The organism is Nitratireductor indicus C115 (assembly GCF_000300515.1).
Classification (GTDB): domain Bacteria; phylum Pseudomonadota; class Alphaproteobacteria; order Rhizobiales; family Rhizobiaceae; genus Nitratireductor; species Nitratireductor indicus.
Genome location: NZ_AMSI01000010.1, coordinates 115,206 through 140,358, shown reverse-complemented (window position 1 = coordinate 140,358; position 25,153 = coordinate 115,206). Strand labels below are relative to the sequence as shown.

Below are 25,153 nucleotides of genomic sequence, written 5' to 3'. Positions count from 1 at the left end.
TCTACGGGCGAAAAAGAGGACTTTTTTGCCTGGCGACCCGGAAATGGAAATCGGCTAACCATAGGTTTTGCCGGTGTTTTTGCGTTTTCGTTTATCTCGTGGCCGAGCGGGTTCCGGTGAATTCGAACCGGACTGATGGAGGCGGTGTCTTGAAAAAATGGGGTATCGTCGTGGGACTGGTTGTCTTTGCGTCAACCGCGCATGCGCAGTTTCCGAGAAAAGGCGCCGATAATATTCCAAATGGCGTGGCAGCTCCGTTCGTTGGAAAGTGGTCCATCGGCTTTCCCGAAGGCGAGGGAATGATCAACGGAAAGCCGGTAGTGGATTGTGAGCGCCCGGTGGAATTGAAAGCCGCCGGTCAGGGCGGGCTGATTTTCCGGTCGAGCGAGGGGAGGGAAATTTCCTTTGAACTCAACGCTTTCGAAGGGCGAACGACCTGGATGCCCGAACAGGGCGCAAGCATTCTCGCCGTGTGGACGGAGCCGGATGCCTTCTTCAGCTATACGGTCGATCCGATGACGGGGCGTGCCGGCTGGAACGACCCCCGCGTTTTCCGGCGTTGCCGATAGTCTCTCCATCCCTGTAACTGCGCGGCTGATGTGCCGCGATCCGGCCCGCGTCGCCTGGTGGACAGGTGTGCCCTCATTTGTTGCCGATGCATGTGAAAACGCCCCCGCGCGGTGGAGCCTGCGGGGGAGCGATGTTGGATCGGATCGCATTCCGCGATTGTGCGGATGTCAGGTGGCTACGCTTGGCTGCAAAATGCCCTAGCGGCGCCACATCACGACGGGCGATCCGTCGGCCAGCGTTCCAGAGAAATAGTCGACACCATCGCGCTTGAGCTTGCCGACCCCGCGACCATCCGCTGTCTGAATAACCAGTTCGGCGTCATAACCGGTAAAGGAATAACCGAGTGCGAAGCTGGCCATCTGGGAGAGAAGCGGATTGGAGCAACCTGCGGGGCGGATGGAGCCGCTCTTCGCATCCTTCAGCTTGTAGCCGCTGTTGCGGAAAAAGCCGACCGGTACAACGCCGGCTCCGGTTGCGACACGTGCCTCGCATCCGCATTGGGGCGAGCCATCGGTGAAGCTCCAGGTGCCGTGCAGGTCCTGCTCCGTGCGGACCACCTGCGCGGCGACGCTTCCGCCAAACCTGCCGCCGCCAATTGCGTTGGCGAGCACATTGCGGCCGACGTTGCGCGCGAGATTCTTGCCCATGTTGGCGGCGAAATCGGAACCCTTATTCGGCTTGGGCGGAGGTCCGGCGATACGCATGGCGCATTGAGCGGGGGAAGCGGTCGCGGTCGGCGCGAATGCCGTTGCGACCGGTGCGCTTGCGGCGGGAGGTGCCTCCACCGCTGCCTCAGATTCTGCAAGCTTGCTTCCAGAATCGGTCGTCTGGCATGCTGCGACGAAGATCGCAGCCGCCACAGGCGCAATTGCCCTCAATTTCATAAGCCCGTCCCCCGGCAGGATGATTTGGGAAATCCTAGAGAGAAGGAAACGGGGAGCCTATCCTCTGTTCAGGGGAGGTGGTGACTGCTCTATCGTGCCGGAACGGGGGTGACAGCGCTGTACACGCGCAGGCGGGCCGCGGCATTGGCAAGGTGGGTTTCGGCTGCGTTGCGGGCGGCTTCCTTGTCGCCATCGGCTATGGCTGCATAGATGGCGCGGTGCTCTTCCTGGACATATTGCGTGAGCCCCTTGCGCGAACTGTTGGCGCGCGCCTCGCGGATCAGATGGCGCACGCGATTTTCCAGAAAGGCGCCGAAAGAGACGAAGAGATGATTCTTCGTCGCCGCCAGAATCTCGGAATGAAACGCCATGTCCTGCTCGATACCGTTTTCTCCGCGTTCTATGGCATGATCGATGGCTTCCAACGCCATGCGGATGCGGCTCAAGTCGGCCTCGTTGCGCCTTTCGGCGGCAAGGGCTGCGGCAGCCGCTTCATGGGCCAGGAGAAACTCGAAAACACGGTCGATCTCGTCGGAATCATTCAGTTCCGCACGGGCCAGGCGAAAAGTCGCCTCGGGCAATGACTGGGCAACGAAAATGCCACGCCCCTGGTAGCTTTCCACAATGCCATCCTGCTTGAGAGCGAAGATCGCCTCGCGAATCACAGCACGGCTGACGCCGAAGGTCTCACCCAGAACCACTTCCGTGGGCAGCCTTTCGCCCGGACGAAACACGCCGCGCTGGATTTCGTCGCGCAGGATATCCGCCACTTTGCTGGCGTAGCTGCGCGGCGGGTTCAGCCGCCGGTTGTTGCCGTTGGTTGGGCTCATTGCTTGCAAATTCCATCATCTCGTTCTTCCGCGCGCAACAATAGGTTCTGCCAAAGCGCGAAGGCAAGCCAAATCACATGATGAGATACTTGCCTACTTGTCAGACAAGCTGCTTTCCTGTATCCACCCTTCCCGAGGAGCGTCGGCGATTGTTTTAGCCGGCTGGATTTTGAGTTCTACGAACGCTGCAGGCGCGGCCGTTCGGGGGAGGGAATATGTCGGAGATCGGTACGGCTCAGGCCGGTGGACGCGCAACTGCGCGATTCCGGGTGACGCAGGAAAGCATCGTTTTCCTGATCGCAGTCGTGTTCTTCGCCGGGTTCTCGATCCTTCTGCCGGGGTTCCTCGATGCCGACAACATCCTCTCGCTGATCCAGAACGTTTCCATCCTGGGCATTCTCGGCATCGCGATGGGCATTGTCGTCATCGGACGCGGCATCGATCTCGCAATGGTCACGACGATGGCCATGTCCACGGCCTGGACGATCGCTCTCATGAACGGTGGCACCGGCCCGGTGAGCGCTGTCCTGCTGGGGCTCGGTTTTGCGGCGGTGGTCGGTCTGGTCATCGGGTTTCTGGTCGCCTATGTCGAAATTCCGGCCATCTTCGCAACGCTTGCCATGTCGACCGTCATCTATGGTTTCGGTCGGCTGGCGCTGGTCGATCTGGATGTGATCTATCTTCCGGAGGATGCCGCCTGGCTGCGCGCCCTTTCGGGGCAATTTCTGGGCATTCCGCTTCCGGTCATCTGGTTTGCGGCGGTCGCTCTTGCAGCCTTCGCCTTTCTGCGCTTCACGCGCCGTGGCCGCTTCATCTTCGCCATGGGCGACAATCGCGAGGCGGCGCGCATCACCGGTATCCCGGTGCGGCCCATGACGGTGCTGCAATATCTGATTTCTTCGCTCATCGCGTTCGTAGCAGGAATGATCACGGCTTCGCTTCTGGCGACGGTCAACATCCGGGTGGCCCAGTCAACGATGGTCTACGACGTCATCCTCGTTGTGGTGCTCGGCGGTATCGGCCTGAGCGGCGGCAAGGGAGGCGTGCGCAATGTCGTCGTCGGAACGCTGCTGATCGGCATTCTCCTCAACGGAATGACGATTCTGGATATGTCCTTCACCGTGCAGAACCTGGTGAAGGGGGCGGTGCTTCTCATCGCAATCATCGTCGACAGCATCGCAAACCCGCGTGACGAGCAGACCGCTCAGCAAGGGGACATCTGAAATACAGCTTCTACACTCAGGGAGGACGGTAATGCGGAATATGTTGAAGGCAGCTTTTGCTGCACTGGTGATGATCGGGGCGGCGGGGTACGGCCATGCCGAGCAGTTCGACGACGGGCTTGCCCCGGCCTATTACGAAGCCATGAAGGGCAAGAAGGTGGTATTCCTTCCGCTCGCCATGAGCTTCGACCTGCCGCAGGTCTGGGCAAAGGGTATGGAAACGCAGGCTGCGCGCCTCGGCTATGATTTCTCCGTGCGCGATCCCAACTGGAGCAGCGATGCGGGCGCGCAGGCGCTGACCACGCTGATCAGCGAAAAGCCCGATCTCCTGATCGTGCACAATCCCGACATGCAGGTCTATGCGCGCCTTCTGACGCGTGCCCAGAAAGCCGGCATCCGCGTTATCCAGATCAACCTCAAATCGGTTGCCACCACCGACGCCTATGTGGGCGTGAACTGGTACGAAGTGGGCCTGCACCAGGCACGGATGGCCATCGAGGCGTGCAGCCCGAAGAAGGGTGGAAGCGGCAAGATCGCCATCATGCAGGGTACGCCGACCAACCCGAACAACGCCATCACCATGAGCGCCATTGAGGACGTTCTGGCCGAGAACCCGGAGATCGAGGTCGTTTCAAGCCAGTCCGCTGACTGGGATGCCACGAAGGCTCATGCGGTAGCCTCCACCGTCATCAAGCAGAACCCCGAACTGTGCGCCTATGTGGGCCTTTGGGAAGTGATGGATGCGGGCGTTGCTGCGGCAATCCGCGAAGCCGGCAAGACCGATGCGATCAAGCTGTTCACGAATGGCGGCGGTCAGAAGCCTGCCTGCGACAGCATCGCGAACGGAACGTTCAGCGGCTATGTCAGCTATGATGCCTTCGGCCAGGCACGCGACCTCACCGACGCAATCGTGCAGGTGCTGCAGGCCAATCTGGAACCCGGCCAGGCACCCTACGCCATCTACACGCCGATCCGCGACATCTTCAAGGATACGATGCGCGCCAATTCCTGCTGGACGATGGACGACGTGGCCAACGCGCCGTTCTGATTTCGACCGAGTGCAAACCGGCCTCGCAGATGCGGGGAGGCAGCCTGGCTGAGCCGGGTTGTCCTCCTCCGGAGCGCGACGCCTCGATGACGAGTTTCCCGACATGTCCGCTGCCGAATCCTACGCGAAGTGGCGATACCGCCTGATCCCGGACCATCTCCTGGGCGAAGTTCTGTCCAAGAACTGGATCGACAATGCGATCCCCTTCGCTTTCCTGCTGATCGTTCTGGGCTTGTTCGGGGGACTCATTCCGAATTTCCTTAGCCTCAACGGCTTCACCGATCTCGCGCGCCAGCTGGGCGAAGTGGCCTTCCTGTCCATCGGCCTGGCCATCGTCATGCTGGCCGGGGGGATCGATCTCAGCATCGGTTCCACCTTCGCGCTCGCCAATTTCGTGTCTTTGACGCTGATCAACTATCTCGGGTGGCCGATCTACGCGGTCGTTCCGGCGGTGCTTGCCGTTGGGGCGCTGGTCGGTTTCGTCAATGGCGTGCTGATCGGCTATCTGCGCCTGCGCGCCTTCCTGACGACACTTGCAACGCTCATCATCGTTCGCGCGGTCGTTGATCTTCTGATCCTGGCCTATGCGCGCAAGGTCGCCATGACCATGACGGATTCCGACGCCTGGTATTTTCTGGGCGAGGGGGATGTGTTCGGCATTCCCGTGAACTTCGTGCTTCTGGTTGCGGTTGCGCTTGCCGCGCATGTCGTCCTGAGCCGCATGCGGTTCGGCTGGCATATCCTGGCGGTCGGCGGCTCGCGCCGTTCGGCCTATAATGCCGGCATCTCCGTGCGCCGCACGGTATTCTTCACCTATGTGATCTCAGGCATGCTCGCGGCTGCAGGAGGCATGTTTTACGCGGCCCGCCTCGGCAGTGTCGGGCCGGATACGGGCATCGGCCTAGAGGTGACGGTGCTGACCGCCGCCGTCCTCGGCGGTATCAGCCTCGGCGGCGGGCGCGGGTCGATCTTCAAGGCGCTGATCGGTACGGTCATTGTGCTTCTGGTGACCAATAGCCTTATCCGGCTCAACATGCCGAGCGGCTCGACACCGCTTGTACTCGGCCTCCTCCTGCTGCTTGCCGTTGCGGTGGATATCCGCTGGCTGAAGAACCGCCACAAGCTTCTGTCGCGGGTTTATGTGTCGCCGACCTATTTCGACTTGCCGGACGCGCCGCAAACCGAGGCGGGCTCGGCGTCTCCCTATGCGGTCAATGACCGCTTCAGGGGTGTGGGCGCGATCGGGCTCGGAGAGCTGGACGGCCCCGAGGACATGATCTTCGATTCCAGGGACAATCTCTATACGGGCGGGCGCCAGGGCGATATCATCCGCTTCCTCGCGCCCGACTACAAGCGATCTGAGGTTTTCGTCCATCTCGGGGGCTTCCCGCTGGGACTGGCCTTCGACAAGGATGACAATCTCCATGCCTGCGTGGCCGGTATGGGGCTCTACATGGTTACGCCCGAGCGGGAGATCCGCTGCCTCTCGGACGAGACCAATCGCAGCCTGTTCTCGATCATCGACGATTCCCGCATCCGCATGGCGGACGATCTGGATATCGCCGCTGACGGTCGGGTGTTCTTCTCCGAGGCGACGATCCGCTATGGCGTTTCGGACTGGGCGGTGGACGCGCTTGAAGCACGCGGCAATGGCCGCATCATCGCCTACGATCCCAGGAACGGTTCCACACGCACGGTCCTGACGGGCCGGGTGTTTCCCAACGGCATCTGCATGGTGGGGGACGGCGAGTCCCTTCTTTTTGCCGAAACCTGGGCGTGCCGCATCAGCCGCTTCTGGTTCGACGGGCCGCGCAAGGGCCAGGTGGAACCGGTGGTCGAGGACCTTCCGGGATATCCCGACAATATCAACCTGGCGTCCGACGGTTCGTTCTGGGTGGCGCTTGCGGGCATGCGCTCACCGGCCTTCGATCTCAGTCTCAAGATGCCGGCCTTCCGCCGCCGCATGGCGCAGCGCGTGGCCATGGACGAATGGCTTTATCCAAATCTGAACACGGGCTGCGTGCTCAAGCTCAAGCTCGATGGAACGGTGACGGAATCGCTGTGGGATCTGGGCGGACAGTCCCACCCGCAGATCACCTCGATCCGCGAGCACAAGGGTGCGCTCTACCTTGGCGGCATCAACAACAATCGCATCGGTTGCTACCCGCTGCCCGATGCCGACCCGAACTGGACAAGCCAGGCCGCCTATTGGGGGAGCAAATGATCGCTGTCGTGAAAAAGGCCTTCGACAACCTCTTCGGCGCAGGCGAGGCCGCCGTCACGGTGCCGCCGCTCGACGGGGCATTCCAGCCGAATACGGTTCTCGATACAGCCGAATGTGTTGTCGAACAGACCGAGCCCGACAATCTCATCGAGTATGGCGGGCGGGTGATGTTCAGCAGCGGCGGCAGCCTGATAAGACTGGCTGCCGACGGCAGGACGGAAATGCTGGAAAGCTTCGGTGCGCCGATCAGCGCGCTTGCAAGCGACGGCGCGGGACGAATCGCCATTGCCCTAGAGGGGCAGGGCATTCTCCTGCGTGACGATGCCTCCGGCGAGCGCCGGATCGAGGCGAATTCCTTTTCGGGCGCCCATTGCGTCACGGCCATTGCCTTTGCCGCCGATGGCGGGTTGGTGGTTGCCAGCGGTTCTGCGCGGCATGGCCCCTCGGACTGGGCGCGCAACCTCATGGAGCGCCGCCACGATGGGACGGTCTGGCATGTTCCGGCTGGCGACCCCTCGCGGGCACGCCGGCTGGCCAGCGGATTGGCCTGGCCGTCCGGCCTTCTTGTCCGTTCAGCCGAGAGCACCCAGATCGTTGTGGCCGAGGCATGGCGGCATCGGCTTTTGGGCGTTGCCATGAAAGAGGAGCAGCCAAAGGTGCTGCTCGACAATCTTCCGGCCTATCCCGGGTGTCTCCAGGCGGATAAGGGCGATGTGTGGCTCAGCTGCTTTGCGCCGCGCAGCCAGCTCATCGAATTCGTGCTGCGCGAGGCCACTTTCCGCAAGCGGATGCTGAACGAGGTCGAGCCGGAATTCTGGGTTGCTCCCGCCATGCGTTCTGGACGCAGTTTCCGCGAACCGCTGCAGGGCGGAGCGGTGAAGCAGCTCGGTGTGTTGAAGCCCTGGGCGCCGACGCGATCCTATGGCCTGCTTGTGCGGCTTGACGGGGCGCTTCAACCGCGCAGCAGCTATCACAGCCGCGCGGATGGCAGCCGCCACGGTATCACCAGCGCTCTTGCGACAGCCGATGGCCTGCTCGTCACATCACGCGGCGGCGATGCATTGCTGCGCCTGAAACCGGACGCAAGCCGCGGGGGAGAAAAGCAATGAAGGCGCCCTTGATCGAAATGCGCGGTGTTTCCAAGGAATATCGCGGCGTCTACGCGGTGAAGAATGTGGATTTCTCCCTCTATGAAGGTGAGACACATGCGCTGCTGGGTGAAAACGGAGCGGGCAAATCCACCCTCACCAAGATGATCGCTGGGGTGACCCAACGCTCGAACGGGACGATCACGCTCGACGGCGAGGTCATCGATTTCCAGAACCCGGCGGAGGCGCTGGAGCGCGGCATCGCCATGGTGTTCCAGGAAACCAGCCTCGTTCCCTCCATGACCGTCGCCCAGAACCTCTATCTGGGGGAAGAAAAACTCTTCAACCGGTTGCGTGGCCTCTACATTGCAGCCCAGCAGTTTCTCTCCTCCCTAAACTTCAATGTCGATCCATGGGCATCGGTGTCGACGCTCGGCGCTGCGCAAAAGCAGCTCGTGGAGATCGCCAGGGCCGTGCGTCTCAATGCGCGCGTGATCATCTTCGACGAACCGACCGCCACGCTGACGCCGGAGGAGAAGCACTATTTCTTCTCGCTCATCGACAGGCTGCGCAAGCGCGGCGTGTCGATCGTCTTCATCAGCCACGCGCTGGAAGAGGCATTGGCGATATCGGATCGCATCACCATCCTGCGCGATGGCGAACTCGTTGCATCGAACAAGACGGAAACCTTCGACCGCGACAGCATCATCGCGTCGATGGTGGGGCGCAGCCTTTCCGACGAGCTCTTCTACCACAAGCGCAGCGACGAGGAGGCCCGCAAGCCCGGTCCGAAGGTGTTGAGCGTTGAGAACCTCTCCATGGGTTCGATGGTCCGCAACAATTCCTTTTCGCTCTATGCCGGCCAGGTGACAGGGCTTTTCGGCCTGATCGGATCGGGGCGCACGGAGACCGCGAAGATCATCGCCGGCGTTCTGAAGCGCAATATCTTCCATGGTGGAGAACTGCGCTTCATGGGGCGTTCGGTACGCTACCGCCAGCCGCACCGCGCCGTGATGGATGGCATCGTCTATGTCTCCGAGGACCGCAAGGCCGAAGGATTCTTCGAGCAGATGTCCATCGCCGAGAACATCTATATGGGCCATATCGTCACCGATCCGCCCGCAGGCGGCATCGCAAGCGCCAGCACGCAGCGCAAGGTAACCGAGGAATGGTCGCGCCTTCTCCATATCCGCGCAATCAATCCCAATGCCCGCATTGTGGAGTTGTCCGGCGGCAACCAGCAGAAGGTGGTAATCGCCAAGTCGCTCACCCAGAAGCCGCGTCTTGTCATCTTCGATGAGCCAACGCGCGGTGTCGACGTGGGGGCGATCGCTGAAATTCACAAGGTGATCCAGGGACTTGCCGACAGCGGGATCGCCGTTCTCGTGATCTCCTCCTATCTTCCCGAAATCCTCGTTCTTTCGGACCGTATCCTGGTCAGCAGGATGGGGCGGGTGGTCGAGGAATTCTCGCCGGGCGAGGCAACTGAGGAAAAGATCATGTACGCGGCAGTGCACTAGAGCATTTCGCAGTCAGGTGGAATCACCTGACGTCTGCATAAATGCAGAAAAACAAAGAGATAGAGCGGTTCAGGGTTTCCATGAAACGATGAAACGCTCTAGCGCATCGACCCGAAAACCGGAGCGGGCTTTCGGAGGGCACGATGCGTAACAAACCGATGGCTCGCGGGCTCGAGCCGGGAGGAATTTCATGGGTGTGACATTCGATTTCGGGGGCAGGACCCTTGTCATGAGCGGAGCCAATGGCGGCATAGGCCGCGCCGTGGCGAAGCTCTTCTTTCACGCGGGGGCCAATCTCGTTCTGAGCGACCTCGACGAGCCGGCGCTTCAGGAACTGGCAATGGAGCTTGGCGACACGGATCGCATTGCCTGGCTCAAGGCCGATGCTTCCGAGCCGTCATCGGCTGAAGCGACCGTTGAGCTTGCTGTTTCCCGCTTCGGCGGCATCGATTTCCTGATCCCGTCTGCCGGCATCTACCAATCGGTTGCGTTCTCCGAGATGAGCGATGCCGACTGGCACCGCACCATCGGCATTAATCTCGACGGGGTATTCTATCTCTCGCGCCGGGCGCTGCCGGCACTGCGCGAAGGGTCCTCGCTCGTCAACATGACATCGCTTGCCGCGCACCGGGGGGCTTTCAGCAACGCCCATTATTCGGCGACGAAAGGCGCGCTGACCTCCCTGACCCGTAGCCTGGCACGGGAACTGGCGCCGAAGACGCGGGTGAATGCCGTGGCGCCCGGCATCATCGAAACACCGATGACGCGGGACCTCATCGCTCGGCGCGGTTCGGATTCCGTCGCCCAGACACCGCTTGCCCGCCTTGGCGCTCCCGAGGAGGTCGCTTCCGTCGTGGCCTTCCTGTGCTCTCCGGCGGCGAGTTTCGTCACTGGCGAAACCATTCAGGTGAATGGCGGCATCTACATGGTCTAGCGCCGCAACGCGAAACGATCCGGCACCGCGCCACCTTTGAACCTTGGCCGATGTGGCCACAACCGATGCAAGTTGTCAGATGACCAGTCAAATACAGAGTTTACTTCTAGCAGGCCGGCGCGCTCTCGTTACCGGTGGCGGGCGTGGCCTTGGGGCCTCTATCGCCTCGGGCCTGGCGGCTCATGGCGCGCGCATCACGATCGTGGATATCGACGGCGACAACGCGCGACACACGGCCGCGTCATTGCTCGCGCAGGGGCATGAGGCGGAAGGCTTTGCGCTGGACGTGACCGACCGCGCTGCGGTGCAGGCCTTCGCTGAGGCCGATCAGGAACGGCATGGCGGGCTCGACATTCTCGTCAACAATGCGGGGCGGGCGGGCCGGGCTGCGTTCGGCGAGCCGGAAGCTCCCCAGGTCTGGGACCAGGTCATGGCCGTCAATCTGGAAGGCGCCTTCAACGTCTCGCATGCCTTCGTGCCGGCTCTCAAGGCGCATAAAGGCAATGTGGTGCATCTGTGCTCGGTGGCGGGTTTCGTCGCAGGCGGATCGACAGCGGGCTACGTGGTGTCCAAGGGGGCGATCCGTTCGCTCACGCAGGTCATGGCGCGCGATCTGGCGCCGCACGGTGTGCGGGTGAACGCCGTGGCGCCAGGCATCATGATGTCCGAAATGGCGACGGCGCAGCTTGCCCGACCGGGCGGCGCGGACTGGTTTCTCAACCGTGTGCCAATGAAGCGCATTGGCGAAGCCGACGAAGTGGTCGGTCCCGTCGCATTCCTCGCTTCCGATCTCGCCAGCTACGTAACCGGCGCCATCCTGCCGGTCGATGGCGGCTTCCTGGCGGCCTGAGCCAGTATCAATCCGACCGAATTGCGGAGACCAGAATGCCCGACTATCTCGATCTCACTCCGAAAAGCCCGTGGCGGGAACTGAGGGTCAGCGAAGACGACCGCCTGACGCTCGATCCGAAGCTCGCCGGCAGCATGCTGGTGCAGATGCATCTGATCCGCGCTTTCGAGGAGAAGGTTCTGGAACTGGCCGCGCAAGGGCTCGTCCACGGTCCCGCGCATTCTGCTATCGGTCAGGAAGCGGGTGCGGTGGGATCGGCCATTTCCATGAAACCCGGCGACCAGGTGAACGGATCGCACCGGGCACATCACCAGTTTCTCGCCAAGGCGCTTTCCTATCTTGCGCAGGACGGGCTCGATCCAACGGCCGCTTTCGGGGCCGATCTGCGCGACCTTGCGTCGAGGACCTTGTCCGAAATCATGGGTCTTGCGCAGGGCTTTTGCCATGGCCGTGGCGGTTCCATGCATCTGCGTTGGGAAGAAGCGGGCAATCTGGGCACGAACGCGATCGTCGGCGGTGGCGTACCCATGGCCGCCGGCGCTGCCTGGGCGCATCGGCATGCGGGTACCGACAATGTCGTCTATACCTATTTCGGCGATGGAGCGACGAATATCGGCTCCGTGCTGGAGACGATGAATGTGGCCGCCGCATGGAAGCTGCCGATCTGCTTCTTTATCGAGAACAACCGGTATGCCGTGTCCACGCATGTGGATGAGGTGACGGCCGAACCGCGACTTTCATCGCGCGGCTCGGCCTTCGGCATACCCTCGATCAAGGTCGACGGCATGGATGCGCTGGCGGTCTATCTCGCCTGCGAAGAAGCAAATCGCATCATGCGGGCTGGCGAGGGGCCGACGATCATCGAGGCCGATCTTTATCGGTATTTCCACCAGAATGGTGCGCTTCCTGGCAGTGCCTTCGGTTACCGTAGCAAGGCGGAGGAAGCGGAATGGCGTGCGCGCGATCCGCTGGACGCGCTGGGACGGACCTTGCGGGATCGCCAGATTCTCGGAGATGAGGCGGCGCAGGCGTTGCGCCAGCGCTGCGTTTCCCTGATGGACGAGGTCGCCGGCGAGCTGATCGAAGAGGTGGACGGTGTCCGGCGGGTCGTTCCAGCCCTCTGGCCCGACGAGGATTTTCGCGATTTCGGCGTTCGTGGCGACCTTTCCGAATTCGAAGGCAAGCGCTTCGCGGAAGAGGCCGGGTTTTCCGGCGCGCTGGAAGAAGTCCGCTTCATCGACACGGTCGCCGACGTCATGGCCCGCCGCATGGAGACCGATGACAGGGTGGTGGTTCTGGGCGAGGACGTCCATCGTCTGAAGGGTGGCACAAATGGTGCGACGCGCGGCCTTTCCGACCGGTTTCCCGGACGTATCCTTGGCACGCCAATCAGCGAAAATGCCTTTACGGGGATTGCCGCCGGAATGGCAGCCGACGGACGAGTGCGTCCGGTGGTGGAGTTCATGTATCCGGACTTCATGTGGGTGGCCGCCGACCAGGTGTTCAACCAGATCGGCAAGGCACGCCACATGTTTGGCGGGGAAAGCGACATGCCGCTCGTTCTGCGCACCAAGATTGCCATGGGAACGGGTTATGGTTCGCAGCATTCGATGGACCCGGCGGGCATATTCGCGACTGCGCCCGGCTGGCGCATCGTGGCGCCTTCGACGCCCTTCGATTATGTGGGGCTGATGAACTCGGCGCTTTTATGCCGCGATCCGGTTCTGGTCATTGAACATGTGGATCTCTATGCCTCCAAGGGCATGGCTCCCGTAGAGGATTTCGATTTCTTCATCCCGCTTGGCAAGGCCAGGGTCGTGCGCGAGGGCAGCAAGGCCACAATCCTCACCTATCTTGCCATGGTCGAGAAAACCCGTGCCGTCGTCGAGGAACTGGGCATTGACGCGGAGGTGATCGATCTGCGCAGCCTCGACCGCGCGGGTCTCGATTGGGAAACCATCGAAGCCTCGGTCCGCAAGACCGGCAATGTCCTGATCGTCGAGCAGGGGGCGGCTGGCACATCCTACGGCGGATGGCTTGCCGACGAGATCCAGAGACGGCTTTTCGACTGGCTCGACCAGCCGGTGCAACGGGTTCACGGGGCGGAAGCCTCTCCTTCCATCTCGAAGGTTCTGGAGGCTGCCGCATGCGCCCGTCCCCAGGATATCGAACGGGCCTTGCGTTCGCTCATGGCGGATCAGGGCTTGCCGCTCGACGCCTGAGGGGAGCGGTTCGCTTATTTGCTTTTGCCGCATCCTGTGTCGATTGACGTGCACCGGTCGATGCGGCCCAAAGGGAGATTTCAGTGGCTATCGAGATCGTTCTCCCGTCACTTGCGGCGGGGATGGAAGACGGTGTTATCGCGCAATGGCTGAAGGCGGAAGGCGACGATGTCGCAGCCGGGGAACCCGTAGCGGAGGTTGAAACAGACAAGGCGACGATGGAGATCGAAGCCCCCGGTTCGGGAAAACTCGGCCGCATTCTGGTGCCTGCCGGAAAGCGGGCGGGCGTCAATCAGCTGATCGCGGTGATCCTTGCCGAGGGCGAGGAAAATGTCGAGATGCCGGCGTCGTCGAAGCCTGCGGCGCAAGCCGACAAACTCAGCCCTGTCGCCGTAAACGTGCCTGCAAGGTCTTCCGGACCGGCTGTGCCTCGGCATTCGGCCTCTCCGCTGGCACGGAGGCTTGCCGCAGAGCACGGGTTGGAGCTTTCGGGTCTTTCCGGGTCGGGGCCGAAAGGGCGTATCGTGCGCCTCGATGTGGAACATGCGCTGGCCGATCGATCGTCTACCCGTATTCCCCCGCTTGAAGAGCCCGGAAAACAGTCTGTGCACGCTACTGCTCATGTCCCGCTCGGGATCGGGGACTATGAGGTGCTGCCGCTATCGTCCATGCGCCGCACCATCGCCCGGCGCCTGCACGAGGCGAAGACGACGGTGCCGCATTTCTACCTCGAAACAGAATGCGAGATGGCGCCGCTGATAGCGTTGCGGGCGCAATGCAATGAAGGGCGCGAGGCAAGCGCTCGCATCTCGATCAACGACTTCGTCGTTAAGGCTGTTGCTCTTGCCCTGCGGGCCGTGCCGGACATGCGGTGCATATGGAACGAAGAGGCTCTTCTGCGGCCGCATGCGGTGGATGTTTCAGTGGCGGTGGCAACGGAAGGCGGGCTCATTACCCCCATTGTGCGCGATGCCGACCGCAAAAGCCTCGGAAGCCTTTCTGATGAGATCAAGTCTCTTTCCGCGCGGGCGCGCGATGGAGGGCTGAAGCCTGAGGAATATCAGGGCGGATGCTTCAGCATCTCCAATCTGGGCATGTATGGGGTGAAAGCCTTCTCGGCGATTATCAATCCGCCGCAGAGCGGCATTCTTGCCGTGGGGGCGGTGAGCCGCAGGCCGGTCGAGCGAGGCGATACGATCGCTTTTTCGGAGGCGATGACCTGCACCTTGTCGGTGGATCATCGTGCGGTCGACGGAGCTGTCGGCGCGCAATGGCTTGCAGCTTTCAAAAGCGGGATCGAAAATCCGATGAGCCTGCTCGTTTAGGTCTTCAGCATGGAGCGACCAGACCCGGCTCAATGCCCCTTCGGCGCGGGCTTTTCCGCCTTTGCGGCGGGTTCTGCGAGGCCGATCTTCTGGCGGGGCGTGTTTGCCCGGATTTCCGCCTTTGACAGGTAGTCGGCCTGATCGATGAAGACATCATGGATCAGTTCGTCGCCGACGCGCTTGTTGATCGCATCGCGCAGACTTTCCCGGAAAGCCACCACATCGAGCCCGCCAGAGGTCTCATAGTCGATCTGCGGATTGGCGTAGAGATAGGAGAATATCTCGTCGACCAGCATCGCGTTGACCGGCACGCTGAGTGTCTTCAGCTTTTTGGAATCGATGGAATAGGAGAGTTTCGTCAGGAAATAGCCATCCACGCCGCCCTTGCGGACAACGGGGATGGAGATCATGTCTGTCGCGATATGCTCGAGCCCGCCGAAGAATGCGGCTGGAGTGGGCGCAGCCTCGTTCCTGGCCTGCGAGAACTGAAAGGAAAAGAGCACCGTTCCTACCGTGACGGCGCAAATCCACAGAGCGGCCAGGACGAACTTGATCATGCGGGCGATGCCTGTCCGAAGGCGCGTTCGGAATAGGTGCCGTCCGTCTGCGCCTGCTCGATAGTTTCGCGCAGGAGCGCGGCTACTTCCGATACAGCGCTCATATGCGCCTTGATGGTCGCTTCGTTGGCGGCGAGCTTGGCGCGCAGCCGCAACAGCGCATCGCGATGCGCGGAGGCGAGGCCTTCCTCGTTGGCGCCTTTCAGGGCCTTGTTCAACTCGTAGAGATGACGGCTCTTGCGGGCATTGGAAGCCTTCAGATCGAAGGCCGGATCGGTGCGGATCGCTGTGGTCTCGGCGTCGATCGTTTCCTCGATACGGCGCATGATGGCGATTGCGCTTGCGCCGCCATGGTGCTGCTTGCCCGCGTTGGGGGAGGTCTCGGACTTTGCCGTGGTCATCTGATCATACATGAAGGTTTTCCGTTTCAGGCTTTCAGCTCTTGTCGTCTTTGCGGGCCGTGCTGACGCCGATGCCCAGGGTCTTGGCTGCCTGCCGCTCGATCTCGTTGAGGAGGGCGGAGGACATCAATGCGCGTTTGCCGGCTTCCTGCTGCTCGGCTGTGGTGGAAACAGCACCGATCGGCATCTTCTTGTCGCCTTCGACCGTGTAGTCGGTCAGCACCTTGCTGGCGATGCCGAGGCCGCCCTGTTCGGCAAGGGTCTGGCTCAGCTTTTCAGCCATCATGGAGCGCCACATCTCACCGGCGATGCCCTCGCCATAGACGGAGCTTGTCTCTTCGGGCAGGAGCGATTGGAGGAAGTTTTGCAGGACCATCGCCTCAAACTTCGTTTCTGTCGGCGAAAGCGCAGGCTTCCTGACCGTCGCACCTTGTATGGGTGTGGCGTCCAGGGTCGCGGAGAAACCAGCGGTGACGGCGCCATGCGTTGCCAGGCGTGCACGGGCTGCCGCGACCTTCTGGGGATCGGCCGCGCGGGCTACGTTCAGCACAATGTCGCCGGGAGGCGAAATCGCCAAGGCGTCCTCCATCGTCCGTTGTTTGTTGGAAACTATTCTTCCAGATCAAGCTTGCGGGAGGCTTGAGGCCCGTTTGCCGCAGGTCTCTGGATGAATTCGAGCCGTTCCTTGTCTGCTTTGTCGCGTTCCTCGAACGCGGCTGCCTCCCGATAGGCGCGTGCAAGGGCATTGGTGCGCGCATCGGCGGCAATCACCGCTCGCGCTTCGGTTTCTGCGCGCAGAGTGCTTTCGCGACCGCGGCGCAGGGCATCGGCCACACGGCGATGATAGAGATCGGGGAAGAGCGAGGACATCGCATCGCCCGCATCGATGCGCCCGGCGATCTCCTCGGCTTCCGCATTCGCGCGAACGGCGGCCGCCAGATGGCCCGCATGCTGCGCCTGGTGGAAATCCTTCAGGCGTTCCATCACGTTCACCAGCTTGCCCAGTCTTTCACGGCGATCCTTCGACATCGGGGCTCCTCAGGTGCCGGAGAAGAGGGGGAAAAACGCATCGGCAAAAAGGCCGAGCAGCGAGCCGATGGCGAAGTAAAGCAGGATCAGGCCGCCGGTGATCACGAAGGGCAGGGAGATGAAATAGACGGGTATCTGAGGTGTCAGCTTGTTCACGAAACCGATGGCGAGGTTGACGAGGATCGCATAGGCGATGAACGGGCTGCCAAGGCGGATCATCACGAAGAAGGAGTCCGACAATGTATCGGTGATGTCGGTCAGCGCCGAACGGGGATCGAACAGGCTTTCTATCGGAGCCAGTCGATAGGAGGCGACAAGCGCGCGGATGATCTCGTGATGGAAATCGAGAACGAACAGAAGCATCAGCGCGGAAAAGGAAATTATGGCGCCTAATGCCGGCTGTTGCTCGTTCTCTTCAATGGTAGCGCCACCGTTCATACCGAACCCGGTCATCATCGACATGGCCGAGCCGATGAACTGGAGGGCAAGGAGATAGAGGCGGGCCACGAGGCCGATCAGGGCGCCTATGGCCAATTCCGACGCGATGAGGATCAGGAGCGGGCCGGGCTTGGTTGAAACATGTGGGGCGATCAGGTCCCAGAGGTGCACAAGGAGCGCGAGAGAAGCCGCGACGGCCGCGAAAAGGCGTACCTGTAATGGAACCCGCGCGCTTGCCAGACCGGGCATGACCATGAAACAGCCACCGATGCGGCAGAATGCCAGGAATGCGGCAAGGAGTGGAGTTTCCAGCATGGTGTCAGGCCGCGTGGGAACCGGGTCGCATGATCAGGATATCGAGCCGAGCACGCTGAGATCGATGCCCTTGGCGATCTCGACATGGCTGAGGACCGGAAGGGTCGGGAAAAGCCTTTCGACGATCATGCGGACATAGGGGCGCGCCTCGGGTGCGGTGACGAGCACGAAACGTTCGCCGGCATCCAGATATTTGCGGATGGCCTTGCTTGCTTCCGCGCCGAATTCCTCCAATTGCCTCGGGTCGATGTCGAATTCGCGGATCTCGCCCTTGGCATCGCGCTTGAGGCTCTGATGGAAGGCGAGGTCCCAGCGCGCTCCAAGGCGCAGGACCTTGAGCGAACTTCCTTCGGTCAAGTCACCGCAAATCTGCTGCGCCATGCGTATGCGCACATGTTCCACAATCTGCTCCGTACGGCGGATGTGAGGGGCGATCTCGGCTATGGCCTCGATGATCAGGTGCAGGTTGCGGATCGACACGCGCTCGGCCAAGAGCAGCTTGAGCACGGCCTGAAGCCCCGGATAGGTGATATGCGAGGAGCATATCTCATCCGCAAGCTTGCGATATTCGGGATCGAGCCGCTCGATAAGCACCTTCATGTCCTTGTAGGAAAGGAGCTGCGGCAGGTTGTTGCGGATCACCTCGCTGAGATGGGTCAGGAGCACCGACATGTTGTCGGCATAGGGGAACTGCTCGCGCTTCAGGTCTTCGGCGAACATTTCCGGCACCGAATAGGCACGCATGCCGAAGGCCGGCTCCTTGATTTCCTCGCCAGGCATTTCGGGCAGGCGGTTTGCGCCCACCAGAACCATCAATTCACCGACCCGCATCTGGTATTCGGTGACGACCGTTCCGTGAATCTTGATCTGATAGCTTTTCGGCGGAATGGAATAATCGTCCGTAAGGCGCACCTCCGGCACGACGAAACCATATTGTCCGGCGAATTTCTTGCGCATCTTGCCCATGCGATAAGCCAGCTCCTGATGCGAGGCGAGCAGGCGGGAGGAGAGCTGCTTGCCGATCAGAAGTTCGATCTCGGCGGTGCGCAGCGAAGATTTCACCGAATTGCGGTCTTCTTCTTCCTGGTCGAGCTTTTCCTGACGCTGCGCCTGGGCTGCCTTTTCCTCTCTCTGTTTGGCACGGCGCGGCAACACATAGGCGATGGTGGCCATGACGCTTGCCAGGAACAGGAAGGGAATGAGCGGCAGGCCCGGCATGAGGCCGAGCAGGATGAGAAGCACGGCAGCAACGAAAAGGGCGCGGGGATAGGCGCTGAGCTGTCCGAAGACGGCCTGATCCGCAGAGCCGCGCGTGCCGCCTTTCGAGACGAGAAGGCCTGCGGCAAGCGAGACGATCAGAGCCGGAATCTGCGAGACCAGACCATCGCCCACCGAAAGCTTGGTGAAGACGTCGGCGGCCTCTCCGACGTTCATGTCGTGACGGGCGTATCCGATGGCGATCCCGCCCACAATGTTGATGGCGGTAATGATCAGGCCGGCAATGGCATCGCCGCGAACGAATTTGGAGGCGCCGTCCATGGCGCCGAAGAAGGAGCTTTCCTCCTCCAGTTCCGCGCGGCGGCGCTGCGCTTCCTTGTCATCGATGGTGCCGGCGGAAAGGTCGGCATCGATCGACATCTGCTTGCCGGGAATGGCGTCGAGGGTGAAGCGGGCGCCCACTTCCGCGATACGCGTCGAGCCCTTGGTGATGACGACGAAGTTCACCACCACGAGGATCATGAAGACGATGAGGCCGATGACGAAGTCACCGCTCATCACCAGACGCGAAAAGCCGCCGATGACATAGCCTGCGGCATCGGCGCCCTGATGGCCTTCCGAGAGGATGACGCGGGTCGTCGCGATGTTCAGCGACAGGCGCAACATGGTCGCGATCAGCAGGATCGTTGGGAACGACGAGAAATCCAACGGCCGCTGGATCCACAGCGCAACCATGAGGATCAATACCGACAGGGCGATGGAAAATGCCAGACCCACGTCGATGAGAAATGGCGGTACGGGCAGGAAAAGCACCGCCAGGATTACGACAATGCCGAGCGCAAAGCCGATATCCCGGCCATGTTTGCGGGTTTCGCCGCCGGTGATCGCTTCGGTTAAAGCCATGCCTGCCTTCCAATTGCTGCGGGGCCAATTGCTGCGGCCAGTCGCTGCGGGTCTTCGTATGGGCTTCCGGCGCGATCCTGCGATCCCAGGCGAAGCCGCCTGATTGCGAAACGCCGAAAGCACCCCGGCTTAAAGGCTAGAGGCTCAAGCTTGCGCGAGGGCGGAGGCTGAGATCAGAACCCGTCCTGGATGCGCTGGAAGATGACGTTGGTGAAGGAAGAGATCTGGGAGGCGACGAAGGGCGCCGAAAATGCGACGACGATCAGAATCGCGACGATCTTCGGCACGAAGGTGAGGGTGATTTCCTGCACCTGGGTGAGGGCCTGCACCAGAGCGATGCCGACACCGACGATCATTGCCACCGCCACTGCGGGGCTGGAGGCAACGAGGACGGTCCAGATTGCATACTGGACAATGTCGAGGGCGTCGGCTTCGTTCATGCCAGCCTGCCGCCCTTAGCGGATTTCGACGCCGGGCCCGACCGGCACTTCTTCACCGGTTTCAAGGATCGCCATTACGCCGTCGCTGTAGAGGCGAACCTCGGAAACCTTGCCGGTGACGGTGCCGTCGGCGGAGGTGATTTCGCGGCCGACAAGGCTGCTTGCCTGGGCGAGCGCGGAAGCCTGCAAGATCTGGTCGAGCTTGCTGTTCGTCTGCACTGTCTGTTCCACCTGCGAGAAGGTGGCGAGCTGTGCCACATAGTCGGTGGATTCCATCGGGCTCGTGGGGTCCTGATTTTTCATCTGGGCCACGAGAAGGCGCAGGAACGACTTGTAGTCGACCGTCTGGGGCGCAGTTGTCGACTGGTTCTGATAGTTCGACGATGTGCCGGTGGCGCTGGATACGTTCATGGACCTACTCCATTGCGGCCATGACGACGGCCGCTTCCTGGGGCGCGACGCTGGCCTGATGCATGACTTCCTGCTCGAGCGGATAGAGTGCCCGGATTTCCTTGAGCGCGTCGAAGACCTGTCCGCTGCCGACAAGTTGGTCGACATGTTTCAATCCGGCCAGGATGCGCTCGTTCTTGAAGGTGCGTAAGAGCTGGGGAAGGATCTTCGAGAACAGCGCACGCGCTTCGCCCGCATTCTCAGGCGTGACCAGCATGATCTGGACCGTGAAATAGAGCTGCCGCAGGGGCGTGCAGGCCTCTTCAGCCTGAAGGACGTGGTTTTCCAGAAGGAACTGGACGTTGTTGAGAAACTCGAGCGTCACTTTGCGGTCGGTGCGGATTACGGCACCGTTGACGTAGATCTTCTCGTTCGCCTTGAGCGATATTTTAAGGGCACTAGTCATTGGATGCCGTCGCGGATGATCTGTGAAACCTCGATGAGTCCATCGAAATTGTCCGAACGCCCCTGGCGGATTTCCTCGCCTTCGCGCATCAACCACAGGCCAATGGAGATGAGGTTTGCGCGCAGTTCCTTCGGAAGTTCGTTTTCGGGGTTGCCCAGATCCTCGATAAAGGCCGTCCAGACACGGATCATGAAGAGGATGGATTCGGTCGCCTCGTGCGAGTTCACACCCTTGTCACGCGCGGCGATCAGGAGATCGATCGAACGGGACAAAACCTGCTGTTCGCGATCCTTCGCGTCGGCGAGCGAGTCGGTCTGAACTTCGCTATAGGAGAACTGATACATGGGTTTCCCGTTTGTCTCTCTTTGGCTCTATCACCACAGATATTTGAGGAGGCTCATCTGCTGCAGCCTCGAGGTCAGGGCATAGGAAGCTTCGAGCTGCGTCACGAGATCGTTGACGCGCGTCGCAGCCTCATAGGGGTCGACCCCCTCGGTCTCCTTGATGAAGCTCTTGTAGATGGTGACCTGCGAGGAGAGGCGCGTGTTTGCGTCTTCAATCCTGTTTTCGGCGAGGCCTGCCTGCGCCTGGGCGCCGGCGATATCAGCCACCGCCTCGCCGGTCAGCGACAGGGCTTTCTTGTTCAAAACCTCACGCGCCTCGTCGCTGAGTGATCCCTTTAACAGGTCCGACAGGCTGGCGGCGGCCATGGCGAGTTTCCGGATGCCGATCTCGTTTGCCGTCATCGAGGTTTCAGCTGTTTCGTTCAGCGAAATCCGGCTGGTGATCTTTTGATTGGATGCTGCTGACCAATTGGTTTCCCAGCCACTGCCAAGGAATTGCGGCTCGACATAGTTGGTCAGGAAGTCTTCCATATCCGCAGCGGTGATGCTTGCAGCTGCAGGGTCGGACTGGGTGAAGGAAAACTTGGCGAGGAAGGCCGCGTCGAAGGCTGCCTTCGCGGCGGATGACGGATCGCTGAAATCAGCCACTGGCTTCACGTCGGTGTTTATGCCCGCAAACAGATATTCGCCATTGAGATTTGTGTTCAGCAGGCTGGTCATGCTTTTCAGCACACGTTCGGCCTCGCCCTGCGCAACCGAAACCTGACCTGCGCTCGAATTTGCAGCCGTCAGAGAAGCGAGGAGGTTCTGACCCAGATCGCCGATCTGCGTCATCGCATCCTGGCTTGCCGATAATCGGTTTGCCGCGAGCGTGTTTGCGTCCATCAACCCCGTGAGCCGCTCGATATTGCGGCTCATGGAGAGGTTGCGGCCGGCATGGGCGCCGAGTGCCACGCCGACATCCGCGACACGACCGGTCTGGGATTCCTGCGTGCGTTCGGCCAGCTCCACCTGCATGCGCATGACCTGATAGCGCAGGGTCTGCGACATGGCCAAGGAGGAGATGAAGGAGGTTTTCATGGGGCCGTTCCCTAGTTCGTGGCCTGCAACAGTGCGGCCAGCATCTCATCGACCACCGCGATGATGCGCGATGACGCCTGATAGGCGTGTTCCAGATCGAGGAGCAGGGCCATTTCTTCGTCCACGTTCACGCCCGTCAGGTTGGACAAGGCGGTAGCCGTGCGCGTCACGAGCGCTTCCTTGCCTTCGGAACCGGCTGCGGCCTGTTGCCGGAGGCTTTCCAGCCAGCCAACCGAGTTGAATGCAAAGTCGGTGACGCTGCCGGAGGTTTCCAGGCCTGCAATCGCATCGAAGGTCATGGGCTCGTCCAGACGCTCCGAATAGGAAATGAGAAGGTCGGAGAAGGAGCCTGCGCCGCTGGTGTTATGGACATAGGCCGCACCGTTCGCACCGCCGTCGCGCAAAAGGTTCGGATTGCCGCCCGCCTGGGCGTCGAAAGCTGCGTTGATGCTGATGGTGGCCGCAAGCCCGGTTTCAAGTGTCGCTCCGGACGGGACGGCGGGAGCGCCTGCCCAGGTGAAGAGACCCGTCGCGTCGGCAAGTGTTCCGGAAGGATCGGTCTCCGAAAACGCCGTGATCAGGCCGCGGGCGACCTCATCGAGTTGCCGTTGCATCTGGAGTGCGACCTCGTCGCGCAGTTGCAGGTTGGCGGAGATCAGACCGCTGGCATTCGTGTTTCCGCCCGTGCCTGCCGACATCGGAACGCCGTCGATGTAAACGGCATTGCCGCTGGTTGCGGGACCGTAGGTCGTGTTGGCGGTGAAGGTGACGGGACGCGCAATGGTCTCAAATAGCGTGGCGCCGTCGCTGGTCATGATGACCATGTCATTGCCCGAACGGGTCGTCGTCGAGATCGACACATATTCGGAGATTTTCTTGAGCAGAGCGTCGCGGCGGTCGAGCGCATCGGACACGTCCCGTTCGCTGCGGGTGCCGTTCACGATCTCCTTGTTGACCTGCTCGAACTCGCCGAGGAGCTTGTTCAGGCTGTCGACAGCCGTTGCGATTTCCTGATCGGCATCGGCGCGGAAGGTCTGGATTGTCGCTGCGCCGCTGTTGAGCGTGCGGACCACATCCTTGGCGGCCTGAACGGCGCTTTCGGCAAGCGTGCCGTTTGAGGGCGTGGAGGCGTAGAGCTGCAAGGCGACCTGAAGTTTGCTGATTGCCGTGCCGGCGGCTGTTGCGTTGTCTTCGCCGTTCAGGGTGAGTTGCAGCGTGTTGAGACCATCGGAAAGCGTCTTCTGGCCTTGCCAGGAGGAGACGGCAAAGAGGTTCTGCCTGAACAGAACCTCGTTGGCTGCCCGCTGGATGGCGACGATGCGCGCACCCGGCAGGGTGCTGCTCAGAACCGCGCTGCGGCGCGCATAGTCCGGGTTCGACGCTTCCGAGACATTCCTGGACACCACGGAAGTCTGGCGGGAGGTGTTGAACAGTGCAGTTTGCGCGATACTGAGTGCCGATGTCAGGGACATTTACTCTCTTTCACTCCCACCTTTCAGGCGTGCCGGATTAGCGCTTCAGATTGACGAGGATTTCCATGAGGTCGGATCCCGTCTGGAACACTTTCGAATTTGCCGTGTAATTGCGCTGAGCCTCGATCATGTCGGTCAGCTCCTGGGCGATATCCACGTTGGAGTTCTCGACCGCGCCGGAAACGACCGTGCCGCGCCCGCCTTCGCCTGCAAAGCCCAGCTGCACGCCGCCCGAATCTGTGCTTTCGGCGAAAGCGTTGCCACTCAGGACCTGAAGCTGGTCGGGACTTTGAACCGTTGCGACGGGAATGCGGTAGATGGCGCGCATCGACCCGTCCGCGTATTTCGCAAAGACGGTACCATCCGTCGAAATCTCGACGCTGTCGATCGAATAGGGAGCAGCGCCATCCGCTTCGCCGGTGACGGTGAAGCCTGCGCTGAGCTGCGTCATGCCGGACATGTCCAGCGTGAGCGTGTCGCCGCCGGGGACGGGGATCGCGATGTCGGTGGCGCTCGCGCCGGTCAACTGACCGGTTGTCGGATCGAAGGAAAGGGTCTGGGTTGCAAGCGCAGGGTTCGCGTAGGGGAACGAGGTGTTGGGCGATGCGTCCGCACGGTCGTAGACAGCCACTTCCCAGCTGTCAGGGCCGGTCATGGTCATGTAGATGTCGAGCAGTTTCTCACCGCCGAGATTGTCATAGACGACGAGGGAGGTCTTCTGCGTGTAACTTGCCGTTGCGCTGTTGGCCGAAGGCAGGTCGCCGGCGGCAACGGGCGTCGAGTCCGCAGGCAGATTTGCCGTCAGTATGCCGTTGCGTGACGGGGTGGCAACGAGTTCCGACTGGGCGATGGAAATGGCTTCGAGGCCGGCAAAGCCGTTCGCCGTCACAGTCGGGTCGCCATTGGCGTAGCTGTAGCCCATCAACTTGTAACCGGCAGCATTGACCAGTTCGCCCTCGGCATTGGGCACGAAAGAGCCCGCACGGGTCAGGACCGGCTGGCCGTTGGCGTCCTGTACGACGAAGAAGCCGTTGCCCTTCACCGCAAGGTCGGTGCCGGAGGTCGTGTACTGAAGCGGGCCGGATTGGGAGATGGAATAGCGGATCGAAGTGGTGACGCCGCCTGAATTGTAGGAGCCGCCGGAAGACGGCAGGACGAGGGTGGAGAACTCGGCCTGGGCGCGCTTGTAACCGTTCGTGCTCGAGTTTGCGATGTTGTCGGCTACCGTCGACAGGCGGTTTGACTGCGCCGCCATGCCGGAAACGCCAGTCCGCATCATTCCATAAAGACCCATCTGGGTGTCTCCTCGTCTACGCGATCACAGTCAAGGTAAGGATCGTGACTTGCGCGAAACTGGCCAAACAGCTGGAGACGCAGCGCCC

General features: G+C 61.4%; 25 protein-coding genes. 10 read left to right on the top strand and 15 right to left on the bottom strand.

Features of this window, described 5'->3' with window-relative positions:
* The first annotated feature begins 149 nt into the window (after window positions 1-149).
* Window positions 150-569 (top strand): hypothetical protein, encoded by a 420-nt coding sequence (locus NA8A_RS15410; RefSeq protein ID WP_009451260.1) that lies wholly within the window; start codon window positions 150-152, stop codon window positions 567-569.
* 198 nt (window positions 570-767) lie between these two features.
* On the opposite strand, the gene NA8A_RS15405 is transcribed toward NA8A_RS15410, so the two are convergent.
* A complete protein-coding gene (locus tag NA8A_RS15405) occupies window positions 768-1,454 on the bottom strand; it encodes a hypothetical protein (RefSeq protein WP_009451259.1) in 687 nt (228 codons plus the stop codon).
* An 89-nt stretch (window positions 1,455-1,543) separates the two neighbouring features.
* Window positions 1,544-2,284: a FadR/GntR family transcriptional regulator gene (locus NA8A_RS15400; protein ID WP_009451258.1), complete on the bottom strand. Its 741-nt coding sequence runs from the start codon at window positions 2,282-2,284 to the stop codon at window positions 1,544-1,546.
* Window positions 2,285-2,499: 215 nt separating this feature from the next.
* Here NA8A_RS15400 and NA8A_RS15395 point away from each other — a divergent pair, with 215 nt between their 5' ends.
* The 9 genes from NA8A_RS15395 (at window position 2,500) to NA8A_RS15355 (ending at window position 14,718) form a co-directional block, all read left to right on the top strand.
* On the top strand, window positions 2,500-3,507 hold the full coding sequence (locus NA8A_RS15395) for an ABC transporter permease (protein WP_009451257.1): 1,008 nt from the start codon (window positions 2,500-2,502) through the stop codon (window positions 3,505-3,507).
* Window positions 3,508-3,538: 31 nt separating this feature from the next.
* Complete coding sequence (locus NA8A_RS15390) at window positions 3,539-4,555, top strand: sugar ABC transporter substrate-binding protein (RefSeq protein ID WP_009451256.1); 1,017 nt, start codon at window positions 3,539-3,541, stop codon at window positions 4,553-4,555.
* Between the two features lie 103 nt (window positions 4,556-4,658).
* The gene (locus tag NA8A_RS15385; protein WP_040672791.1) at window positions 4,659-6,779 is read left to right on the top strand and encodes an ABC transporter permease; all 2,121 of its coding nucleotides are present in this window, start codon (window positions 4,659-4,661) and stop codon (window positions 6,777-6,779) included.
* Window positions 6,776-7,888 carry an SMP-30/gluconolactonase/LRE family protein gene (locus NA8A_RS15380; protein ID WP_009451254.1) on the top strand — a complete coding sequence of 371 codons (1,113 nt, stop codon included), beginning with the start codon at window positions 6,776-6,778 and terminating at the stop codon, window positions 7,886-7,888. Before NA8A_RS15385 ends, NA8A_RS15380 begins: the two co-directional genes overlap by 4 nt.
* On the top strand, window positions 7,885-9,387 hold the full coding sequence (locus tag NA8A_RS15375; protein ID WP_009451253.1) for a sugar ABC transporter ATP-binding protein: 1,503 nt from the start codon (window positions 7,885-7,887) through the stop codon (window positions 9,385-9,387). The genes NA8A_RS15380 and NA8A_RS15375 overlap by 4 nt, the downstream gene beginning before the upstream one ends.
* Before the next feature lie 196 nt (window positions 9,388-9,583).
* Window positions 9,584-10,321, top strand: coding sequence for an SDR family NAD(P)-dependent oxidoreductase (locus NA8A_RS15370; RefSeq protein ID WP_009451252.1), 738 nt, complete (start codon window positions 9,584-9,586; stop codon window positions 10,319-10,321).
* A 79-nt stretch (window positions 10,322-10,400) separates the two neighbouring features.
* Window positions 10,401-11,171, top strand: coding sequence for an SDR family NAD(P)-dependent oxidoreductase (locus tag NA8A_RS24395; RefSeq protein ID WP_009451251.1), 771 nt, complete (start codon window positions 10,401-10,403; stop codon window positions 11,169-11,171).
* Window positions 11,172-11,206: 35 nt separating this feature from the next.
* Window positions 11,207-13,393, top strand: coding sequence for an alpha-ketoacid dehydrogenase subunit alpha/beta (locus NA8A_RS15360; RefSeq protein ID WP_009451250.1), 2,187 nt, complete (start codon window positions 11,207-11,209; stop codon window positions 13,391-13,393).
* Between the two features lie 83 nt (window positions 13,394-13,476).
* On the top strand, window positions 13,477-14,718 hold the full coding sequence (locus NA8A_RS15355) for a dihydrolipoamide acetyltransferase family protein (RefSeq protein WP_009451249.1): 1,242 nt from the start codon (window positions 13,477-13,479) through the stop codon (window positions 14,716-14,718).
* A 29-nt stretch (window positions 14,719-14,747) separates the two neighbouring features.
* Here the strand turns inward: NA8A_RS15355 and NA8A_RS15350 are convergent, their stop codons facing one another.
* From NA8A_RS15350 to NA8A_RS15290, 13 genes are all read right to left on the bottom strand, one after another.
* Complete coding sequence (locus NA8A_RS15350; protein WP_009451248.1) at window positions 14,748-15,275, bottom strand: hypothetical protein; 528 nt, start codon at window positions 15,273-15,275, stop codon at window positions 14,748-14,750.
* Window positions 15,272-15,688, bottom strand: coding sequence for a hypothetical protein (locus NA8A_RS15345; RefSeq protein ID WP_009451247.1), 417 nt, complete (start codon window positions 15,686-15,688; stop codon window positions 15,272-15,274). The genes NA8A_RS15350 and NA8A_RS15345 overlap by 4 nt, the downstream gene beginning before the upstream one ends.
* A 22-nt stretch (window positions 15,689-15,710) precedes the next feature.
* Window positions 15,711-16,253: a rod-binding protein gene (locus tag NA8A_RS15340; RefSeq protein WP_240532801.1), complete on the bottom strand. Its 543-nt coding sequence runs from the start codon at window positions 16,251-16,253 to the stop codon at window positions 15,711-15,713.
* Between the two features lie 32 nt (window positions 16,254-16,285).
* The gene (locus tag NA8A_RS15335) at window positions 16,286-16,705 is read right to left on the bottom strand and encodes a hypothetical protein (protein WP_009451245.1); all 420 of its coding nucleotides are present in this window, start codon (window positions 16,703-16,705) and stop codon (window positions 16,286-16,288) included.
* Between the two features lie 9 nt (window positions 16,706-16,714).
* Window positions 16,715-17,458 (bottom strand): flagellar biosynthetic protein FliR, encoded by a 744-nt coding sequence (fliR, locus tag NA8A_RS15330; protein WP_009451244.1) that lies wholly within the window; start codon window positions 17,456-17,458, stop codon window positions 16,715-16,717.
* 33 nt (window positions 17,459-17,491) lie between these two features.
* Window positions 17,492-19,579, bottom strand: a complete 2,088-nt coding sequence (gene flhA / locus NA8A_RS15325) for a flagellar biosynthesis protein FlhA (protein ID WP_009451243.1) — start codon at window positions 19,577-19,579, stop codon at window positions 17,492-17,494.
* A gap of 173 nt (window positions 19,580-19,752) precedes the next feature.
* The gene (gene fliQ, locus NA8A_RS15320; protein ID WP_009451242.1) at window positions 19,753-20,019 is read right to left on the bottom strand and encodes a flagellar biosynthesis protein FliQ; all 267 of its coding nucleotides are present in this window, start codon (window positions 20,017-20,019) and stop codon (window positions 19,753-19,755) included.
* Window positions 20,020-20,034: 15 nt separating this feature from the next.
* Complete coding sequence (gene flgD, locus NA8A_RS15315; protein ID WP_009451241.1) at window positions 20,035-20,430, bottom strand: flagellar hook assembly protein FlgD; 396 nt, start codon at window positions 20,428-20,430, stop codon at window positions 20,035-20,037.
* A gap of 4 nt (window positions 20,431-20,434) precedes the next feature.
* A complete protein-coding gene (gene flbT / locus NA8A_RS15310) occupies window positions 20,435-20,875 on the bottom strand; it encodes a flagellar biosynthesis repressor FlbT (protein WP_009451240.1) in 441 nt (146 codons plus the stop codon).
* Entirely contained in the window at window positions 20,872-21,219 is a 348-nt protein-coding gene (gene flaF, locus NA8A_RS15305; RefSeq protein ID WP_009451239.1) for a flagellar biosynthesis regulator FlaF, read from the bottom strand. Before flaF ends, flbT begins: the two co-directional genes overlap by 4 nt.
* Window positions 21,220-21,249: 30 nt before the next feature.
* A complete protein-coding gene (locus NA8A_RS15300) occupies window positions 21,250-22,299 on the bottom strand; it encodes a flagellar hook-associated family protein (RefSeq protein WP_009451238.1) in 1,050 nt (349 codons plus the stop codon).
* 11 nt (window positions 22,300-22,310) lie between these two features.
* A complete protein-coding gene (gene flgK, locus NA8A_RS15295) occupies window positions 22,311-23,771 on the bottom strand; it encodes a flagellar hook-associated protein FlgK (RefSeq protein WP_009451237.1) in 1,461 nt (486 codons plus the stop codon).
* Window positions 23,772-23,808: 37 nt separating this feature from the next.
* Complete coding sequence (locus tag NA8A_RS15290) at window positions 23,809-25,065, bottom strand: flagellar hook protein FlgE (RefSeq protein ID WP_009451236.1); 1,257 nt, start codon at window positions 25,063-25,065, stop codon at window positions 23,809-23,811.
* Between the last annotated feature and the right edge of the window lie 88 nt (window positions 25,066-25,153).